The 14,208-nt window shown below is 52.7% G+C and carries 8 protein-coding genes; 5 read left to right on the forward strand and 3 right to left on the reverse strand.

The features are described 5' to 3' along the window. Position 1 precedes the first annotated feature (1 nt). Positions 2 to 1,129 (forward strand): glycosyltransferase, encoded by a 1,128-nt coding sequence (locus CCY01nite_RS23405; protein WP_146866858.1) that lies wholly within the window; start codon positions 2 to 4, stop codon positions 1,127 to 1,129. Here CCY01nite_RS23405 and CCY01nite_RS23410 read toward each other — a convergent pair. Then, positions 1,115 to 2,458 carry a lipopolysaccharide biosynthesis protein gene (locus tag CCY01nite_RS23410; protein ID WP_146866859.1) on the reverse strand — a complete coding sequence of 448 codons (1,344 nt, stop codon included), beginning with the start codon at positions 2,456 to 2,458 and terminating at the stop codon, positions 1,115 to 1,117. The two genes, CCY01nite_RS23405 and CCY01nite_RS23410, sit on opposite strands and share 15 nt — an antisense overlap. Before the next feature lie 303 nt (positions 2,459 to 2,761). On the opposite strand from CCY01nite_RS23410, the gene CCY01nite_RS23415 reads away from it, so the two are divergent. Further along, the gene (locus CCY01nite_RS23415; RefSeq protein ID WP_146866861.1) at positions 2,762 to 7,237 is read left to right on the forward strand and encodes a PKD domain-containing protein; all 4,476 of its coding nucleotides are present in this window, start codon (positions 2,762 to 2,764) and stop codon (positions 7,235 to 7,237) included. 5 nt (positions 7,238 to 7,242) lie between these two features. On the opposite strand, the gene CCY01nite_RS23420 is transcribed toward CCY01nite_RS23415, so the two are convergent. Next, positions 7,243 to 7,857 (reverse strand): acyltransferase, encoded by a 615-nt coding sequence (locus CCY01nite_RS23420; protein ID WP_146866863.1) that lies wholly within the window; start codon positions 7,855 to 7,857, stop codon positions 7,243 to 7,245. Continuing rightward, positions 7,854 to 9,047, reverse strand: coding sequence for a glycosyltransferase (locus tag CCY01nite_RS23425; protein ID WP_146866865.1), 1,194 nt, complete (start codon positions 9,045 to 9,047; stop codon positions 7,854 to 7,856). The genes CCY01nite_RS23420 and CCY01nite_RS23425 overlap by 4 nt, the downstream gene beginning before the upstream one ends. An 85-nt stretch (positions 9,048 to 9,132) precedes the next feature. Here CCY01nite_RS23425 and CCY01nite_RS23430 point away from each other — a divergent pair, with 85 nt between their 5' ends. The 3 genes from CCY01nite_RS23430 to CCY01nite_RS23440 all read left to right on the forward strand — a co-directional run bounded on the left by CCY01nite_RS23430 (position 9,133) and on the right by CCY01nite_RS23440 (position 14,201). After that, positions 9,133 to 10,653: a bifunctional GNAT family N-acetyltransferase/carbon-nitrogen hydrolase family protein gene (locus CCY01nite_RS23430; protein WP_146866867.1), complete on the forward strand. Its 1,521-nt coding sequence runs from the start codon at positions 9,133 to 9,135 to the stop codon at positions 10,651 to 10,653. Positions 10,654 to 10,659: 6 nt separating this feature from the next. Further along, positions 10,660 to 10,968, forward strand: coding sequence for a thiamine-binding protein (locus CCY01nite_RS23435; protein ID WP_146866869.1), 309 nt, complete (start codon positions 10,660 to 10,662; stop codon positions 10,966 to 10,968). A 113-nt stretch (positions 10,969 to 11,081) separates the two neighbouring features. After that, on the forward strand, positions 11,082 to 14,201 hold the full coding sequence (locus CCY01nite_RS23440) for a SusC/RagA family TonB-linked outer membrane protein (RefSeq protein ID WP_146866871.1): 3,120 nt from the start codon (positions 11,082 to 11,084) through the stop codon (positions 14,199 to 14,201). Positions 14,202 to 14,208 lie beyond the last annotated feature (7 nt).

The following is a 14,208-nucleotide window of genomic DNA, read 5'->3' on the forward strand; positions in this document are numbered from 1 at the left end:
AATGTCATCCAACAAAAAGATAAGAGTGCTGGAAACCATCCGGCAAGGCAGGATCGGAGGGGGGGAAAGCCATGTGCTGGACCTCGTGGGCACAATGGACAGAACGGCCTTTGAGCCGGTAGTGCTTTCGTTTACCGATGGCCCGATGATACATGCCCTGGAAAAGATAGGCGTGCAGGCAGATGTGATACACAGTGAAAAGCCTTTCGATTTCAAGGTGTGGAAGCAGGTGAAAACTTATATGAAAGAGAACAGGATCGATCTGGTGCACGTGCATGGTACGCGCGCGAACAGCAATGTGCTCTGGGCTGCGCGGAGATTGAAACTGCCTGTTATTTATACCATTCACGGCTGGTCTTTCCATGAAGGATTACACCCGGTGTCCCGTAGGCTGCGCATCGCCGCGGAGAAATTCATCACCCGCCGCGCGGACGTGAACATCTGTGTGTCTGAATCCAACCGCCATACAGGAGAAAAGGCATTCGGCAAGTTTGATGCAACCGTTATCCATAACGGTGTGAACCTGGAGAAATTCAATCCCGATGCCGCTTATCCCGATGTACGCGCACGGTACGGCTTTTCTGCGGAAGACATCGTGATCGCATATGTTGTAAGGATCACCTTGCAGAAAGACCCTATCAGCATGATACAGGCTTTTGCGCAGGCGCAGCAACAGGTACCGGCGCTGAAGTTATTGATGGTGGGGGAAGGCGACCTCAAGCAGGAAGCTATGGAAACGGCTGCCAGGCTGGGGCTTACCGGTAAAGTGATATTTGATAATTTCCGGCAGGATGTTCCCGCGGTGTTGAATGCAGCGGATATCTATTGCCTGCCGTCGCTTTGGGAAGGGTTTCCGATCGGCGTACTGGAAGCAATGGCCATGGGAAAAGCGGTGATCGCCAGTGATGTAGACGGTACACGGGAAGCGGTGCAGCATGAAAGTAACGGGTTGCTGGTGCCGGCCAGGGACGCCGGAGCGCTTGCCTCCGCGCTGGTGAGGCTGGCAAATGATAACGCCCTGCGTGCAAGATTGCAGCAGCAGGCAAAAGATACGATCCGCAAAACCTATAATGTAGGTAACATGACCCGGAAGATCGAAGAAGTCTATCGCCGGTTAAGCGTCCGCTGACGATTTTTTCCCGCCCAGAAAAGTTTGCTGCAGGCGTTTCAGTTCAGTCCATCCGGACTGCCAGATCATCCCGAGCGGCACATCCAGATGTTTGCGCAGGATATAATGTCCCAGTATTACCGCGTATAACACATTTCCCACGATCGCAAAAGCCACCGCCCGGATATCAGGGAAAAGCCATACAAACCCCACTGCCAGGAATACATTCAGCACCGCTTTGGAAATGTTCTTGAAAAAATTGATGCCGGGCATGCCCAGCATGTCCAGCGTAACGCCGTTGAACCGGTCGATCGGCCATAAGATCGCGCAGGCCAGCACGATCCGCACTACCGCCGAGGCGCCCAGGTATTCTTTACTTGCGAGGATCATGATCAGCGGCTCTGTTAACAGCAGCATGCCAATGATCGCGGGAACCACCAGCAGCGTCACGGTACCGGTGTACTTGCAATAAGCGGCCGCCACGGCTGCTTTGTCGCCCCGGTTCACTGCGGCGGACAACGTGGGCTGCGCGGTAGCTACAAAGCTGCGCAGCACTATCTCGATCACTTCTATGAATTTCTGCGGGATGCTGAAAAGCGCTACCTGCGCCTGGCCAAGCATCGTAAGTATCACCATGTTATTGGTATAGCTGATCAGTGATGAAGACACATTGCTGCCAATGATCATCCTTCCGAAACGGTACAGTTCCAGCGCCTGCTGCCGGGTATGGAACGCAATGGACCGGATGCCCGTCCATCGCTTCAACATGCAATACACACTGGCGATCACGAAGGAAGCGCTGTAAACGATCAGTACGTTACGCAAAGAAACCAGGTCCGTGATCCATAAAATGATGATCAGCAACAGGTAGGAGCCATTCTGCGCCACCCTGATCCATACGATTTTGTCAAACCGGTACTCCGCCTGCAATACCCAGGTCGCAAAATTCATCGGCAGGGAAAATAAAGTAACCGCCCCGATCCAGGCGAGGAAAAGATGCCAGGTTTCGTCTACATACTGGTAAGCCGCGAAATACGCGATAGCGGAAAGAAAAATATAACCAACAGTGAGTATCAATGAAATATACCAGCCCGCGCCGGCCACCTGCCGCGCTTTGATAACATCCACACCGGTGTAGAATTTAACAACGCCGGATTGCAACAACCCGGTCCGTACCTGGTCCAGGATGTTATAAGTGGTGATGAAAATAACCCATGCGCCGAAGTCCTCCAGCGAAAGAAGACGGACCAGCAGAGCGAAGGAAAGCACATTCAGGGAAGCGGTAACAAGGTTGCCTAACAATGAATGGAACTGCTTGCTCCTGAATACCGCTAAAAGCTTTGAAATCATAGGCTTGCCGAAGAAAAAGACACGCAGTTATCAATAATGTTATGTAATCCGGGCGCAAGTTATGTATTTATTAAGGAAAATTGATTTTCCTCAAAAAAAGTTATATTAATAATTGATTTTATATTGATTATACATTTAAAATATTTATACCTTATTTCGGATTTTAATATATATACATTTTTTTTCCTATTTATAATTAAAAAAAATTATTTTTAATGCAGAAAATTGATCGGTCCTATGCCTTAGTGACCCTGGCTTTGACCAGATAAGATACCATATAACGAAAAACCTTCGAAAATTGCAATGAAAGAAACCAGATTCAATGATAATAGTGTAAAATGTACGCTTTGGATATTTGCACTGTTATTTAACTTCTTCACGGTACATGCGCAACAACATCAGGCGCAATCTCTTCCTACGGGAGGGACTTATAAGTTCACCAAGTTTACCGGCTATTATGTTTCCCTGCCAGCAATATATGCATCAGACGCGGACAAAAAGTTTCCGTTGATCATTTCACTGCATGGCGTGGGGGAGCTGGCCGGAGCGAACGCAACGCAGCTGACCGATGTAGTGCTGAAAAATGGTGTTCCCCGTGTTATAAAAGATGGTAAATTTCCTGCTTCCTTTACTGTAAAAGGCAAGGAATATTCCTTTATAGTGGTAACGCCGCAGTTCAAGGAATGGCCAAGCGCCAATGATGTGTATGCATTGCTGGACTACGTTAAAACTGCCTACCGCATTGATGAAAGCCGGTGTTATCTCACCGGTCTGAGCATGGGGGGAGGAGTAGCATGGAATACGGTTTCCCAGGTAGTAGACAGAGCGAAGGGGTTCGCCGGTGCGGTGATCGTGTGCGGTGCTTACTACGATGCTTCCAAAACACAGCTGCCCGTTAACCTGGCTTCCATCAACATGCCGGTATGGGCTACCCATAATGAGGGAGATGGTACGGTGACGGTCAATAACTCGAAGAACTGGGTACGCGATATCAATGCCGTAGTGCCTGCTCCCAATCCGCTGGCGAAGCTGACCATCTTCCCGGTGTCTGGCCATGACGCATGGACGAAAACTTCCGATCCGAATTTCAGGGATGAGGAAACCGGCCTGAACATGTACGAATGGTTCCTGCAGTATTACCGGAAAACTGACGGCACGCTCGCCTTTACAGACGGAGAAACCTCCACACCACCGCCAACGCCGCCGGTCAGCACCAATAAACGCATCACGGTGCCTGTTACGGACGGACGCAGAATGTACTACGATAACGTGATGACGGCGCTGAACGTTCAACCCGGTGATACCCTGTGCATCCCCGCCGGCGATTACGATTTCATCCGCTTCGCGAAGATCGCGGGAACGGCGGAAAAACCGGTCATTATAAAAAACTGTGGTGGCCTGGTGCGGTTGGGTGTAAACAGTACCACCACCATTGCGGCATTCATCCTCTCTGATTGCAAGTATTTCAAGATTGAAGGTGACGGGCAGCCCGGATTGAAGTACGGTTTTGATATCAACGGCACCAATAAAGACGGCATCAAAATGTATGGCATGATCTTCAGCGCGGGGTCTACCGATTTTGATGTGCATCACGCCTACGTTCACGACGCGAGCATGTTCGTGCAGGCAAAGACCCTGCAGAACTGCGATCACCCGGAATGGCTGGACGGCGCCTTTACCATGAAAAACGTAAAGATCCACGACCTGCTGTGCAGAAGGGCCGCATGGGAAGGTTTTTATATCGGCAACTCGCACTACCTCTGGGATGCCGGCAATTGCACCGGCATGAAATCCCACCTCGTGGAAAACCTGCAGGTGTATAACAACGACATGGCGGACATGGGTTGGGACGCCATCCAGATCGCGATGGCAAGGAACGGGGAGAACCTGGTACATAACAACCTTATCCATAATTACGGCCTCGCCCGTAACAGTGCGCAGGGCTATGGTATCCTGTGCGGCGGCGGCAGCAAGCTGAAGATCTATAACAACAATATTTCCAAAGGGTATAACTCCGGCATCGAGATATTCGGTTCCGGCGTCAGCCATGTGTACAACAACGTTATCAGCGATATCGTTTACGAAGGCATCAATGTGGCGGACAAGCTGCTGTTCGACCCTGCTACCGCGTATATCTATAATAATACCATCAGCAACACCGGCAAGAACGGCATCAAGATCTATGCTGACCTTACCACGGTAGGGCATAAGCTTTACAATAATATCGTGATCGCGGAAGGTACGCAATGGGATGTTCCGCAGGAAGGGTATTATGTGAAGGGCACCAACCAGATACTTTTTGATTTTGCGAATAACCTCAGTTATAAAACTTCATCCGGCGCAGGCTTTCTGTATCCGGAAGGCGGCAACTTCCGGCTGAAGCAGGGCTCGCCTGCCATCAATGCCGGCCGCAGTATGAGCGACCTGGGACTGACCAAAGACCACGACGGCAATACTCGCCCGGTAGACGGTGCATATGACGCAGGCGCCTTTGAATATGCCGGCGCGGCAAATATTGCACCGGTAGCAGTAGCAGGTGAGGATACAATATTAACGCCGCCAATACCCAGCGTAGTGCTGGACGGCAGCGCATCCCTCGATGCGGACGGCACTATCGCCAGTTATAGCTGGACTAAAGTGGGTGGCCCCGCCCAGGGTACTATCAGCCAGGCTACCAGCGCTAAAGCAACAGCAAGCGGCCTGGTGACCGGCGCTTATGTTTTTGAATTGAAAGTAACGGATAATAATGGCCTGACAGGTACAGACCGGGTTTCGGTGAATGTACTGGCCGCTGCCAACAAAGTACCGGTATTGTCACTGGGAAATAGCATCACTGTAAGGCTTCCTTCCAGCGCTACCACATTATCTTCCTCCAACTCTTATGACCCGGACGGCGTTATTGTGGAATACCTGTGGGAGAAGATCAGCGGCCCTTCCTCCGGCGCCATCGACCTGGCTAACTCCAGCGTGACCGCGGTGAGCGGTCTTACGGAAGGCGTTTATGTATTCCAGCTTACCGCTACAGATGATGCCGGCGGTAAAGTTACCGGCACGGTAACCGTAACGGTAGTAGGAGATGGTCCCGTGAACGAGAACCCGGTAGCGAACGCCGGGAGCGATAAAACCATCACCTTGCCGGCCAACGAAGTGGAGCTGGACGGCTCTGCATCCAGCGATCCGGACGGCAGCATTGAAACTTACGCCTGGCGCAAGGTGAGCGGCCCCGCGGCGGAAATAGAGAACAGTGATGCCGTGAGAATAAGTGTTACCGGATTGGTGGAAGGTGTGTATGAATTTGAACTGAAAGTAACGGACAACCAGGGCGCCACCGCTACCGACGTAGTGAAAGTCACCGTCAAATCCTCCAACAAAACGCCTGTCGCAAACGCCGGCGCGGACGTGACTATCACGTTGCCGGACAATACCGTTACCCTGAACGCATCCGCTTCAACGGATGCGGACGGCACCATTATAGCTTATGCCTGGCGCAAGGTAAGCGGTCCGGCTGCGGTGATAGTGAGCGCTGCCGCGATGAAAACGAATATCACCGGCCTGGTGGAAGGCGTATATGAATTTGAAGTAAAAGTAACGGACGATAAAAGTGCTACGGCCGTTGACGTAGTAAAGATAACTGTGCTGCCGGCTACCAACAGGCTCCCCGTAGCTGACGCCGGCAAAAATGTGACGATCATGCTGCCGGATAATACCGCCAACCTGGATGGCAGCAATTCCAGTGATCCCGATGGCAACATTGTTACCTATGCCTGGCGCAAGGTAAGCGGCCCCGCAGGAGGTAATATCTCCGACGCGGCGAAAGCAGCCACCACGGCTACTGGTTTGCAGGCAGGCACCTATGTATTTGCGCTGACTGTTACAGATGATGACGGCGCTACCGCGTCTGCCCAGGTGCAGGTAGTAGTGCAGGATGTGCCGAACCAGCTTCCGGTGGCAGCGGCCGGCGAAGATCAGACGATCACATTACCAACGGCCACGGTTACCCTGAACGGTTCCGCGTCCAGCGACCCGGACGGGCAGATTTCGGCCTACCTGTGGCAAAGGATTTCGGGGCCTTCCAATGTTACTTTTTCCGCGGCTGATGCTGCTGTTAATACAGCGTCCGGCCTGCAGGAAGGCGTGTATGTGTTCCAGTTAACTGTTACGGATAACAAGCAGGGTACGCATTCCGACCGGGTGACCATTACGGTGCAGCCTGAGCCGGTGCAAAACCGCCCCCCGGTTGCCGCCATACAAGGCCCGGCGGAGATCGAGCTGCCGGTAGATTACCTGCTGGCGGACGGAAGCAGTTCTCATGGAGTGGACAACGATATTGTTTCCTATACCTGGGTACAGATCAGCGGTCCTGCTACCGCCACTATCGTAAACCCTGCGCAGAAATCCACCCACATCATCAATATTATCACACCGGGTGAATATGTTTTTGAACTGACGGTAAAGGATGAAGCCGGCCTGACCAGTACCGCCCGACACACTGTAACGGTGCTGGAATCCGCAAACAAGGAAGATTCTGTACGGGTTTACCCGGTGCCGGCCACCAGCTTCTTTTACATTGATATAAACTTCACTGTTGCGGATACTAACCTGGTGCTTTACCTCTACAGCATTCAGGGAAAGATCGTGAAAGAATTACGGCTGCCGCAAAGCGGGCCGCTGCGGCAGATGGTGAACATCGACGGATTGCCGAACGGATATTACGTTGTTGAAGTCAAAGGAAACAAGGGATACCGCTGGTCTGAAAAGATCGTGAAAATGGAGAATTAGCCTGATCAGGCTTTTTCCCAGGCGCCGGAGGCCGCATTGTACCGTTTGATAATACGGGCGGGGTTTCCTGCCGCGATACTATAAGGCGGAACGTCTTTCGTTACAACGCTGCCGCCGGCTATCACCGAATGTTTGCCGATCGTTACGCCGACGGTGACCACACAGTTGGCGCCAATCCAGCAATCATCTTCTATTGTGATTTCTCCCGTGGTGCAGGGTTGCTGTGAAATGGGAATGTCAGGATGCTGATACCCATGGTTAAGGCCGGATATCACTACGTTCTGCGCTATGATTACATTGTTGCCGATGCGCACCGGCCCGATGAGGACATTGCCAAGTCCCACCCGTACCCGCTCTCCGATGAATACGCCTCCCATGCCGTTATTGACCGTAGAAAAATCTTCGATAGTGGAGTAACTGCCCAATACAAAGGGATTGAACGGCAGTACGTCCATCCGTGTTCTGCGGCGGATCAGTGATCCTTTTCCTTTTTTATGAAAGAACGGGTTGACCAGCCAGCGTACCCAGGTGCGGGGGCGCGCCTGGTTGGGCGGTGTCAGCATTTTTAATGCCAGTGCTTTTAAGCGGGGATTTTGCTTGATGCTTTCTTTCAGGCTCATACAGATTCAAATGATTGGACAGCTTTATAGATTTCGTTGACAGAGTTCTCCCAGGTATGGGTACGCGCGAATGCAATACGGGACGCCTGCCGCGAGGGTGTGTTTTCCTGCAATGCTTTTTCAATAAGCGGCACATAGCCTGCCGGCCGTTCCGCCAGGTACACATAATCCGCGAACAGGCTCATGGTCTTGGTTTGCGTTGCCACCACCGGTTTACCCATGGCAAGGTATTCATCTATCTTCAGCGGATAGTTGCCAACGGTCACCGGGTTTACCAGCTGCGGGTTCAGGCATACGTCAAAGGCCTGGATATAGGAGGGAAGCGTATTTACCTCCTTCCTGCCGAGGAAATGCACGTTTGCCATTGTATGCAGCGCGCTGCTGCGGAACGCTTCGTCTTCCGGCCCCACCAGCACAATATTCCAGGAAGGCCGCTCCTTTGCGATCGTTTCCAGTACCGAAATATCCAGCCGCAGGCTGTTCAGCGAACCCACATACCCGATCAGAGGCCGCGTAAGCCCGTTCAGGTCCGCCGGCAGGTCATGCCGGTCGTCCGCATTAAAAAGCCGGAGGTCGCAACCTTGCCCCACATAATGGCTACGCGGATTGTAGGTCTTCAGCATATCCGTAAGGTATAGCGAGTTGGCAACGGCCACATCCGCGTTCGCAATATGCCGCGGCTCGAGTGTTTGGCCATGCCTGCGCCAGTAGTCCACCCCAAGCAGGTAATCCCTGCTGTAATAGACGTATACAGCCGGTTTCAGGAGAGATTTGAGATAGTACCCGCGGAACATATCATTGTCGTTGAAAATGATCACGTTCCTGAAATCCAATTCCTGTATGGCTTTGGCGATGCTGTCCGCGAATTTTTTATTGTTCCGCCGGTTCAGCAGCGAAAACAGCGGTGTAAAAGGTATCCAGTTGATGGATTCCAGCACACTGTCAGGGTAATAATTCCAGAAATTATCCTGCACTTTCACCAGGGCCGGCTGTTCCCCTTTGTTGGCGGCGATATGATACGCCACGGCAGGGTCCTGCGCCGCCCGCAGGATCGTGTTCCTGTCCAGCGGCGCATTCACATACAACACTCGGTTATGTTTCGAAAATTCCAACGCTATATTCTTGCAATTACTGCCGATCTTTGTGTACCAGGGCTGAAGCCCGATGACGATAATATCTCTGTTTTCCATGACCATATTGGGGATATTGATGCAGGGATTTTAATGAAAGGCGAAAATACTATAACTTTCCCTTTGCATCAACTTTTGTAGACACATGGCAGAAGAAACGATCGAAGTCCGCCACCTCACCGAAAAGGATTATAAAGACCTGAAAGAATCCATGGTCTCTGCATATGCGGACATGCAGGGAAGCTACTGGCGCGAAGGCACCATCCAGCGGCTGATAGACCTGTTCCCCGAAGGACAGATAGCCGTTACCGTGAACGGAAAAGTGGTAGGATGCGCACTGGCCATCATCGTGGATTATGAGAAATTCGGCGATGACCATACTTACGAGCAGATCACCGGCTACTATACATTCAACACCCATAACCCCAAAGGGGACACGTTGTACGGCATAGAGGTGTTCGTGAACCCCGACTACCGTGGCAAGCGCCTCGCCCGCAGGTTGTATGACGCGCGGAAGGCTTTGTGCGAAAACCTCAACCTCGAAGGCATCGTGGCCGGCGGCCGCATTCCGAATTATGAAAAGTATGCGGACAAAATGTCGCCGCGCGAATACATCGAAAAGGTGCATGACAAGGAGATCTACGATCCCACGCTCACCTTCCAGTTTTCCAATGACTTTATCGTAAAGAAGGTCTTGCGTAACTACCTGCCGAACGATGCCGCCAGTAAGGGTTTTGCGACACTGCTGCAATGGTTCAATATTTATTATGAAAAGGACAGGGATACCATCCGTTATAATAAATCCACCGTCAGGATCGGATTGGTGCAATGGCAGATGCGTACGTACAGCGGGATGGCCGGCCTGCTGCAGCAGGTGGAGTTTTTTGTGGATGCCGTTAGCGACTATGAAGCGGACTTCGTTGTTTTTCCAGAGTTCTTCAACGCGCCGCTGATGCTGGAATTCAACCAGCTGGACCCCGCCGCCGCCATACGCGGCCTGGCGAAATATACCGAGCAGCTGCGCGAGGAATTTTCCCGTTTTGCCGTTTCCTACAATGTGAACATCATCACCGGCAGCATGCCGATCGTGATAGATGAACAGCTCTATAACATCAGCTACCTTTGCCGCCGGGACGGTACCTGGGACCACTATACGAAAATCCATCCCACGCCGAGCGAAGTATACTCCTGGGGCATGAAAGGAGGCAGCGATATTCGTGTGTTCGATACCGATTGCGGCAAGATCGGCATACAGGTTTGCTATGATGTGGAGTTCCCCGAGCTTTCGCGGCTTCAGGCGCAGCAGGGCATGCAGATATTGTTCGTGCCGTTCCTCACGGATACGCAGAACGGCTACAACCGGGTGCGCTTCTGCGCGCAGGCCCGCGCCATCGAGAACGAGTGTTACGTAGCCATCGCCGGATGCGTAGGCAATCTGCCCCGTGTGAACAATATGGACCTGCAATATGCGCAGTCCGCCGTGCTCACGCCTTCCGATTTTGCCTTCCCGGTAACGGGCATCAAGGCAGACGCCACACCTAATACGGAAATGATCGTGGTAGCCGATGTGGACCTCGTGCTGCTGAAAGAGCTGCATGCCTTTGGCAGCGTGCAGACGCTGAAAGACATGCGCCATGACCTTTATGAAGTTAAATTGAAGAAATAACAGAACATGCATCAACATATCATCAATCTGGCATTGCAGATCGTGCCGCAGGTAGCATCAGACAGGGCTTATGCCGTAGTAGACGAAGCCATTGCCGTCATTCATAATTCGGGCGTGAAATACCGGGTTTGTCCGTTTGAAACAGTGATGGAAGGAACGTATGACGAATTGATGGAAGTAGTAAAAAAAACGCAGGAAGTTTGCCTGCAGGCAGGCGCGGAGCAGATACTCGTCTACATTAAAATGCAGATAAGGAAAAACAGCGATGTAACGATGGAAGAAAAGGTAGCGAAGTACGACGCGCGACAATCTTGAGCGGAGTAGCCGTTACTGGTGTGGAATAATATAGTGCTAGATTGTACGGTACAGATGCGTTAAATTAAGGCTGAAACCTCGATTACGCAACCAAAGTATCTAAATCTTCGCACATGAAACGGTTCTACCATTTAGCCGTGACGTGCTGCCTGCTTTTACCCCAACTGCTGTTCGCGCAGCAGCGCACTGTTTCGGGAAAAGTGACAGCCTCCGGAAATGAAGCTCCGCTGCCAGGGGTGACCGTCCAGGTCAAAGGCACATCCACCGGCACCACCACAGACGTTGACGGTAATTACCGCATTTCGGTAAACGGCCCGGATGTTATACTCATCTTCAGTTATGTAGGTTATCTTTCCCGGGAAGCTGCCGCCGGCCCCGGTCTGTTGAACATTTCACTGGAACCGGACACCCGGAATCTCGAAGGGGTGGTGGTGACGGCGTTGGGCATCCGGAAAGAAAAGCGCGCCCTCGGGTATGCGGTGCAGGAAGTGAGCGGGGCGGACCTGGTGACGGCGAAGCAGAGCAATGTGGTGAATGCATTGCAGGGAAAAGTAGCGGGCGTTCAGATATCCGCCGGCGGCGGGGCTCCCGGCCAGGGCGCCAACATCCTGATACGCGGGCTCAACTCGCTGGACCCGAGCCGCAATGCGCAGCCGCTTTTCATCATCGACGGCATCCCGATGGACAACAGCACCTATTCTACCGGCGATGTCAGCCAGTACCGGGGCATGAGCAACCGCGCCGCGGACATTAACCCGGACGATATCGAGTCCATTTCCATCCTGCGCGGCGGCGCCGCTACCGCCCTGTACGGGCTGCGTGCCGCTACCGGCGCAGTGGTGATCACCACCAAATCCGGCAAGGCCGGCCGCCTGCGGGTCAGCTACACCGCTTCATACGGCATCGACGAGGTGAATAAATACCCCGACGTTCAGTCCACCTACACCCAGGGCTACAAAGGCGAGTACGATCCCATCAGCTTCTGGCCCACCTGGGGGCCTACCGTGGAGGAAGCCCGCCAGATCAACCCCGATCATCCCGCTAAACTCTTCCATCATTATAAAAGAGGCTACGGCCAGGGCAACCAGTACCGCAACTCCATCAACCTCAGCGGCGGTACGGAAAAAGCGGTGTTCGCCGCGTCTTTCTCGCAGTTTGACCAGGACGGCGTAATGCCCTTCTCGGATTACAAGAACTACTCCGCCCGCATTAACGGGGAGCTGCGCTTCAGCCCGAAGTTCAGGATGGGCGCTTCCCTGAATTACATCAACTCCGGCGGCCTCCGCGCCAATGCGGACCGCTACAATGAACAGCTTACCTACTGGGCGCCCGCGCATGACATGCGCCAATACCTCAAGCCGGACGGCACCATGCTGTCTTACGGGGAAACGGACAACCCCATCTACGCCCTCTCCACCAACCGCTTTAAAGACAATGTAAACCGCATCATCGCCAGCGGAAATTTTGTGTATTCACCGTTCAGCTGGCTGGATGTGAATTACAGGATCGGAACGGACTGGTATAACGATGCCCGCACGCATACCGGCCCCGCGCCGCTGGGCGTGCCCGATGAGCAGATCTATAATGATAACGGCCCCGGCTTCGTATATGAGCACATGCTCAACAGCCGGTTGCTGAACTCCACCCTGATGCTGAACTTCAAAAACAAGATCACCTCGCGGCTGCACTCGGACCTCAAGATCGGGCATGACCTGTATGAAAGCAGGCTGAAACGTACCTCCGTAACCGGTGATACGCTGGACATACCTACGCTGTTCGTTTTGCAGAACGCCAAGCTGATACGGTCGAGCCAGTACCTGGAAGAGTACAAGATCATCGGCCTGTTCGGGGACTGGACGCTCTCGTGGGACAACTGGCTGTATCTCTCGCTCACCGGGCGTAACGACTGGTCATCCTCCTTACCGGCCGCCAACCGCTCCTTCTTTTATCCGTCCGTTAGCATGGGATATATCTTTTCAGAGCACCTGAAAACCTCCTGGCTGGATTACGGCAAGCTGCGCGCTTCCTGGGCGAGGTTAGGGAAGGATGCGCAACCTTACAGGACCGGCGCCGGTTATGCGCCGCTGGACCCGCAGCTTAGCGGTGTGATCGGCTGGACGCGCGATGATCTGCTGGGTGACCCCGACCTGAAGCCGGAATTCACCAACACCTTTGAAGCCGGCACCGAATTACGCTTCCTCAACAATAGAGTGGGGGTGGACTTCACCTGGTATACCTCCAAAAGCACAGGCTTGCTGATCAACGTATACCTGCCCTGGTCAAGCGGCGCCGAACGGTTTTATACCAATGCGGGTTCCATCCAGAACCGGGGCATAGAGTTGTCACTCAACGGTACGCCGGTATCCACAAAGAATTTCAGCTGGGATGTAAAAGTCAACTACTCCGCCAACAGGAACAAGGTGTTGTCCATCCGTGAAGGACTGACCGAAATACCGGTGAACACGCACTTCGGCTACAGCGGCTCTACCGCCACGCAGAAATATATTCCCGGCTACCCGATGGGCGCTATTTTCGGCTCCCACTACAGCCGCTATTACGGATCGGATAAAGATGAAAGCATCGAGATTGACCACAGCAGACCTTTACTGATCGCGCAAACCGGTACCCTGAGAGGCTTCCCGGTGTACAACGCCGGCCAGAAATACCTCGGCAACGCTCTGCCGAAATGGATCGGCAGCATCACCAACAATTTCCGCTACAAACAATTCAACCTCTCTTTTATGTTCGACGTGCGGCAGGGCGTGAAGAAGTATAACCAGTTTGCGAATTTCCTCGCCGCCTTCGGCATTTCGGAGATAACGGAAAACCGCAATACCGTTACTACTTTCAATGGCGTGTACGCGGACGGTACGCCGAACGACATGCCGGTTTATCTCGGTCAGGCTGTTCATGAAGGAAGGGACTATACGGAAGGATATTACCGCAACATCTATCGCCGTGTAACGGAGAATTTCGTGGAAGACGCATCATGGGTGCGGTTGCGGAATGTAAGCCTTTCTTACTCGCTGCCATCTTCGCTGCTGTCCCGCACCAATTTTATAAAAGACCTGACGATCACGCTCACCGGAAACAATCTCTGGCTCAGCACGAAATATACCGGCTTTGATCCGGAATCCAGTTCTTTCAGCGCAGGCAGCAATACATCGGCATTTTCCGGATTTACCTATCCCGCCGTAAGAAGTTACCTGGCCTCGCTTAATGTTTCGTTTTAAAAACGCT

Origin of the sequence: Chitinophaga cymbidii (assembly GCF_007992715.1) — a bacterium.
Classification (GTDB): Bacteria; Bacteroidota; Bacteroidia; order Chitinophagales; family Chitinophagaceae; genus Chitinophaga; species Chitinophaga cymbidii.

Coding starts and splice junctions, on each gene's coding strand:
- CCY01nite_RS23405 (WP_146866858.1), top strand. CDS start 2: ATGTCATCCAACAAAAAGATAAGAGTGCTGGAAACCATCCGGCAAGGC.
- CCY01nite_RS23410 (WP_146866859.1), bottom strand. CDS start 2,458: ATGATTTCAAAGCTTTTAGCGGTATTCAGGAGCAAGCAGTTCCATTCA.
- CCY01nite_RS23415 (WP_146866861.1), top strand. CDS start 2,762: ATGAAAGAAACCAGATTCAATGATAATAGTGTAAAATGTACGCTTTGG.
- CCY01nite_RS23420 (WP_146866863.1), bottom strand. CDS start 7,857: ATGAGCCTGAAAGAAAGCATCAAGCAAAATCCCCGCTTAAAAGCACTG.
- CCY01nite_RS23425 (WP_146866865.1), bottom strand. CDS start 9,047: ATGGAAAACAGAGATATTATCGTCATCGGGCTTCAGCCCTGGTACACA.
- CCY01nite_RS23430 (WP_146866867.1), top strand. CDS start 9,133: ATGGCAGAAGAAACGATCGAAGTCCGCCACCTCACCGAAAAGGATTAT.
- CCY01nite_RS23435 (WP_146866869.1), top strand. CDS start 10,660: ATGCATCAACATATCATCAATCTGGCATTGCAGATCGTGCCGCAGGTA.
- CCY01nite_RS23440 (WP_146866871.1), top strand. CDS start 11,082: ATGAAACGGTTCTACCATTTAGCCGTGACGTGCTGCCTGCTTTTACCC.